The organism is Arthrobacter sp. FW306-1B-F12A (genome assembly GCF_058781865.1).
On sequence record NZ_JBYSXD010000089.1, the window covers coordinates 1 to 5888 of the forward strand.

Here is a 5888-nt window from a genome sequence, read left to right on the forward strand (position 1 = left end):
GATCTCGCTGGAGTCGACCATCGACAGGGGCAGCGTGCAGTTGAGGTTGGGGTCGTCGTCGTACGGTGAGACTGTCTCGTCGCCGACGAGGAGGCCGTCCCGGATGGTGATGTGTCGCTCGGCTAGTGCTCCCGTGAGGGCGGCGATGACTGAAGCATACGGTTTGTTCTGGCCGGCGGTCGGGGCGGTCGAGGTGTAGACGGCAAACAGGGCGCTGGTGGCGTTCGTGTCGTTCGCGAGGTAACAGGCGACTGTTCGCGCATAGGCGGTTTCCCCGCCGTCGTGCTTGGGGAGATCCACGCGGGGAGTCACGCCGATGTGGTTGGTATCCAGGGTGATGCACACCAGGCTTTCCTGCGGCCAGAAGCCCAGGGTGTGGCCGATGAAACTGAGGACATCGGCAGGGGTTTTGATGGTGAGCCTTTCCATGATCTTTCTCCCTCAGCGGCGGCGTCGGCCGTCGGCGTTGGTTTCCGGCGTCGTTCTGATAGAGGATTCACTGCTGGGCATGAGGGGCCGGAGTGCAACTTGGGGAACCGGCAACGATCCAAAACTTCGCGAGGAAATAAGCGGAGCGCCGAGCGCACTTTTGGATCGGGGTCGGCGCAAAGCGCCCTGATTGCGCGGAGGACCCGCCCAGCGATGATCGAGCATCAGAATGACAAAGAGCGAAGATTCTTTTGGCTATTCATGGCGGGGTTGTTGCGGCGCGGCATGACGAAACACTTCGTGCGTGGTTCGGGCGGAACGCCACCTACTGGTCCTCGACCGGAAGAATGGCCTCGTATAGGCGGTGGCGCAATCATGTTCGAGAACTCCGCACTGAGGCGCGCAGTGATTACCCGAACGCTATTTCCCGGTCCAGAGAATGAAAATGAGGGTCGGGCCCGGCCACACATTCGCGCACTGCGTTCAAAGTGACCGGGTAGATTCCGGATACAAATGTGAAACGTCGCGTCGCACCAACGAAATATTTGAAAGCTACGCTGGCACCTACTTGGACGACGTGGTCCAAGCAACGCACGGAAGGAAACAACGATGTTGCTCTGGAGCAGCCTAAACCTCTTTCTAGACCGCAGTGGGGATGACGACGATCGTGAATTTGGGGAGGGTACTGCCAACACCGAATTCCCCAGCGGCAAATTGACATCCAATCCTTGGGCAGGCTGGTGGCACGACCAGGCCTAACTTCGACGCTTTTCCAGAACCCCCGATTCGGGGTGGCAGCGTGGGGTCTTTGCTTTCCAGCTTCTCCCAGTGCCCGTTCGTTTCGTTGGCGAGAGCGCCGACCACCGTTTATGCGTACTGAGGACATCGGTGGAAAAGCTATCGTGTGAGCCTGGAGCCTGAGCGCCTCTCGAGAGCGAGTTCGGCGCGTTCGACGACGGACCGGTCGTGTGCGTCGAGGCGCCCGTCTGTCGAACGGCCGGCCATTTCACAGTCGCGGATTTCGACGAGGCGTCGGTGTAGCTGTGTTTCGGCGTGCCGGCTGAGGACTATGAGCGCATTCGCCCGTCGTTTCTCGAGGATCAGGTCGTAGTGGGTGAGAGCCACGCGGTTCCAGATAGGCCCGACTTCCAGGAGCAGGAGTCGGACATGAATGAGGAAGTTGCCATGCTTGAGGTGGCCTTCGAGGCGGGGGAGAAGCAGCCCGAGGCTCACAAGCAGAACCGCGAACGCTTCGCCCACCCAACAGAGGACGGTCAGAACGGCCGCAAATGGGCTGGCAGCGCCGTCCATCTTCGTGACGACTCCATAGGCCAGACGGTCGATGAGGACCAGGGCAAAGAGGATGCATCCGATGGCGATGAGGACGAAGGCAGACCGGAAGGCACGCGCCCGCATGCTGGGGACGTTGTCATGGCATACCCGTGCGATATCGACGCAGATCCACATGATGAACGCGGACCCGCTCCAGAGGAACACTGCCATCCCTGGTTGGTCGCCGTACCTCAGAGGCAGGTTCGGATCGGTAACAGGAGTGCGGCTCGTGAGAAATCCTGCCGTCACTGCCGAGCACGAAATGACCGCAGCCCACCGGCCGAAGGCAAGTTGCCGACGTCGTACTTCAATGTCTTCAACTGCCGCCAGCAGGATGGCCGTCCGGAATTGCCAGAATCTCGGGTGGGTACCGGCGTCGCTATTGATGATGCGTGTTGCGAGCTGGTCGGCGGAGGCTTCGGCGGTGAGTTCCGCGTTGTCGGTATAGCTGCTGCGGGCCAGGGCGGGGAGCACCTGCTCGGGGTCGAGGTCGGGGAGGAGGCTTCTGACGAGCCCGCTGTTTTGGCCATCGAGATCGTGTCCGAGGATCATGTGGCTGAATTCGTGGAGGACGATGTCCTGTTCCGCGCAGACAAGCCAGACCCCACACAGTTCTTCGCCGGCCAATTCAGGAAGCTCTGCCACCGTGATGATCCTGCCGTGTTTTCGCTCCAGTTTCTCGCGGATGAGCTGCAGCGTGGCGTCGTTGGGCAAGCTGAACGCGTGTTCTGCTTTCCGCGCGATTTTGCGGGCTTCACGGTAGTTCATGGCCGGACGGGACAGCTCGAAGACGGAACGTCGACCGGACCGATCTGGTCCAGGTCATCACTCCTCTCCACGCCGAGCCCCCTCAAGCCACACCAGACGTCGTCATCCTGATTCGGCCCCGTCCGCTGTCCAGCCAAACCCAAAAGATGGTGGCAACCGGCGCAATGATATCCACCAGACCCAGCGCAACCCCGTCATTCCCTCGATGAATCCGCACCCTGTAGCCCGGGTTGAGCCATACCCAGTCCTCCGTGTCAAGTCTCCAGCCGCTGAAGCTTCCTACTTGGCGTTCAAACGGTTCCGGAGGGTGGGTTTCCTGGTGATGCAGTTCTGTGGGCTGACCGTACGATTCAGGTTCAGTTGCCATTAGGACCGCCCTCATGACCGTGTTCTACGGGGAGGTGGGCGCGGATATCGGCGGCAATGCGGTCCTGCTGGACGCTGACGATTTCCGTGATGTCACCGTTTGTGAGCATCTCGCCATATCCCGTCTCACGCGGCCACTGCGGCGCGAAAGTCACTGAAAACCATGATTACGTTCCATCTTCCGGATCGTGATTCTTTGCGCTGAGACCTCAGGCGGCCTAGAGCTGCTTCGACTATCTGTCGAATGGTCCGACGTTTTCAAAGGTCGGAAGCTTGCCGAACAGTCCGAAATACTCGAAGAGCGGAAGCTTTGGCTTGTCCGCGACCGGCGTGACTGGCTTGGCCTGGATCTTCTTCACCTTGCTCACCGCCTTTCGGATGTTGTCAATGGAGGCCTGGTCGGGGTCTCTGGCCCCTTCCTTCTGATATTTAAATAATAAACCTGTGAGATCACATGTCAAGGGTTCTGGCAGGTTTTGTCTGTTCGCTGATTGTGATTCGTGCCCCCGCAGTCTCCGCAGCGGTCCTGACGGTTTCGACGCAAAGGGCGGGGCTCGCCCGGCGATGCTCCGCAGCGTTCCGTAGTAGGAGAGCGCTCAAGAGTTTTCGTCGGTGATAGCCGTGAGTGCGGGTCTGCTGAGAGCATCGAAGGTTCTACGGAACACCGACTCGGCCAGTCGGGCATGCCGACTCCCCCGAAATGCCGCGGCTCCGATGGAGTATCAGGCTTTTTACGAGCGGGTTCGGGACTCCGGGCAGGTTTTCCAAGACGGGGCGTGGCGGAGATTCTCAGATGCGGCATCGCCATGGACGTCGTCAACGTTCTGGAAGACGGCACTGCGAGGACGCCGGCCTCTGAGTGCTTCCCCGCATTTCCGCGCCCAGGGCGGCATGCTCGATCATGTCGGGCCCAGTCATGATCGAGGCGGCCATCGAAGCGCGTCGGTCCCTGTCATGGCGGGGCCCGCATCGGGCATTTCTGAAGGGGCGCCTGGGACGTGGAAGCCAACGTCCGCGTGTGGCTGGAGCAGCGGCGGATATTCGAGTCGGTCCGGTGTCGCAACCCGGAAGGGCTCTGCAACGGCAGCTACGCCTTTGGGCGGCTTCCCCGAAAAAGCTTGCGAAACGGTGACATTGACAGGTTCCACCTAGTATTCTAGGTTGCATTGTATAGAGGGTTGACAGCTTGTGCTGCACGGTTCCCGCTCCTTGAGATCGGGTGGTGGCGAGCCGTCACGACCCGATCACGCTCAATTCCGGAAGATAAGGCTCAGCGCATGCCAAATGAACAGCTCGGGGTTCCCGGCTCCGAATTGCACCCGCCCAACGACCGAATTAGTGTCTTAGGCTCTGAACTGCCGTTTGCGGTGACGGAGTACAGTGATCGACTCAACCGCACCAGGGACTCTCTCGTCGACCAGAACCTTGATGCTCTCCTGATGTTTCACCAGGAAAGCATGCATTACCTCTTCGGCTACGATCAACTGGGCTACTGGGTCTACCAGACTGCGATACTTCCAGCAGACGGGCGAGACATCACCGTCGTTTGCCGCACGATCGACAATGAGCTCATCGGCGGGCTGCCATTCGTGGACGAAATCATCAACTGGACTGATGATTCACTCAATGACGCTGCGCAGATCACCGTCCAGACGCTGAGCAAGATGAATCTGCTCGATGGCGGGAAGCGAATTGGCATCGAGCTACGAAGCCACGCCTTGCTCCCTTACTACTACGAGCGTCTCCGCGAACAGCTCAATGGCCGGTGCGAGCTCGTCGACGCATCCGACCTCGTCGCCGAGCTTCGCCTTCGCAAGTCCGCGACGGAGATTGATTATGTTCGGAAAGCGGCCTCCGTCCTGGATGCCGGCTATGCTTTAGCGTTCCAGGCGATGCGAGCAGGAACCCGTGAACTTGATGTCCTCTCAGCCGCGCTCCAGGGCATGTTTGCCGCCGGGGGAGAGGCCCCTGCAATCTGGCCTCCTGTAGCTAGCGGACCCCGCACGTTGGCGTGGACGCATGCATCCGCCAGCGACCGCGTCATCGAAACGGATGAGATGGTCCAACTTCAGCTGGGTGGATGCTACCGGCGATATCATGCCGTCGGCGTCCATTCCAAGTGGGTTGGCCAAGTGCCTGCTGAGATTCGGGAAGCTTACAAGACGTTGACTGAAGCACATCTGGTGGGCATGGAACACGTCGCGCCGGGCCTTCCCGTCAGCGAGATGGCACAGCGAGTCAACTCGGTTCTTGAACTTGCCGAGATGTGGGAACCGGGCCAACACCTCGGGTACGGAACCGGCACCGGATTTGCGCCCACTTGGGTTGATAACCTCCGCATCAAGGAACACGATCCGCACATCTTTGAGCCGAACTTTGTCCTCTTCCCGTTCTACCGGCACACCGTCCAGCTGGACAGTGGGCCGGTGGCGATCATGATCGGTGAGCCGATCCTGGTCACGGAAAACGGCTGTGAGCAATTGAGCAACCATGCTCTGACTCCAGATCTCGACGCATAAAAATCACCGGGGCCCTTCCGCGCGAGGACGCGGTTGGATTGACGTCCCGCCCGGCGGAGACCCTGGCGGGTTCGTGCGACCCGCCCGGATGCGCGAAGCCCTTCTGCAAACGGGCTCCACCGCTTCCCCTACCTTTCCGACCATTGCCGTGCTCGGCGGTGATGACAGGTAGGCCCACGAAAATTGCCCATTGCCCCAATGGGGAGGGTTCAATGGTGCGTTGCCGCATGGACTCTGCGTGTCCGTCCAGCCAGACCGGACACCGACTTCAACGTGGCATTGATCGGTCGCGCTGACTTCCCGCGGATCCCGGGAGTCCGGCCGGTGTTGGTGTGGCCGCCAGCGTCCATCGTGCTACCTCAAGGCTCGAGCGGGAAATAATTCCAGCAGGACGTTCACGGCGAGGTAGTCGTGGACGGCGCGCTGGGTGTTTTCAAGGAGCGTTCTCATGGCCGCTGATGCGCCTTCCTCATC

At 60.3% G+C, this 5888-nt stretch carries 5 protein-coding genes; 2 read left to right on the forward strand and 3 right to left on the reverse strand.

Going from position 1 to position 5888, the window contains the following annotated elements; translation table 11 throughout:
• Positions 1–429 (reverse strand): DUF4192 family protein (locus AC3WJU_RS22150; protein WP_492260876.1); only part of this gene is annotated, 429 nt, incomplete at its 3' end.
• Between the two features lie 897 nt (positions 430–1326).
• The gene (locus AC3WJU_RS22155) at positions 1327–2529 is read right to left on the reverse strand and encodes a hypothetical protein (protein ID WP_492260877.1); all 1203 of its coding nucleotides are present in this window, start codon (positions 2527–2529) and stop codon (positions 1327–1329) included.
• 380 nt (positions 2530–2909) lie between these two features.
• Between AC3WJU_RS22155 and AC3WJU_RS22160 the strand changes: the two genes are divergently transcribed.
• Entirely contained in the window at positions 2910–3053 is a 144-nt protein-coding gene (locus tag AC3WJU_RS22160) for a hypothetical protein (protein ID WP_492260878.1), read from the forward strand.
• Between the two features lie 75 nt (positions 3054–3128).
• On the opposite strand, the gene AC3WJU_RS22165 is transcribed toward AC3WJU_RS22160, so the two are convergent.
• Positions 3129–3263, reverse strand: a complete 135-nt coding sequence (locus tag AC3WJU_RS22165) for a hypothetical protein (protein ID WP_492260879.1) — start codon at positions 3261–3263, stop codon at positions 3129–3131.
• A gap of 909 nt (positions 3264–4172) precedes the next feature.
• On the opposite strand from AC3WJU_RS22165, the gene AC3WJU_RS22170 reads away from it, so the two are divergent.
• Complete coding sequence (locus AC3WJU_RS22170) at positions 4173–5414, forward strand: M24 family metallopeptidase (RefSeq protein ID WP_492260880.1); 1242 nt, start codon at positions 4173–4175, stop codon at positions 5412–5414.
• Positions 5415–5888 lie beyond the last annotated feature (474 nt).

Coding starts and splice junctions, on each gene's coding strand:
- AC3WJU_RS22170 (WP_492260880.1), top strand. CDS start 4,173: ATGCCAAATGAACAGCTCGGGGTTCCCGGCTCCGAATTGCACCCGCCC.
- AC3WJU_RS22160 (WP_492260878.1), top strand. CDS start 2,910: ATGACCGTGTTCTACGGGGAGGTGGGCGCGGATATCGGCGGCAATGCG.
- AC3WJU_RS22155 (WP_492260877.1), bottom strand. CDS start 2,529: ATGAACTACCGTGAAGCCCGCAAAATCGCGCGGAAAGCAGAACACGCG.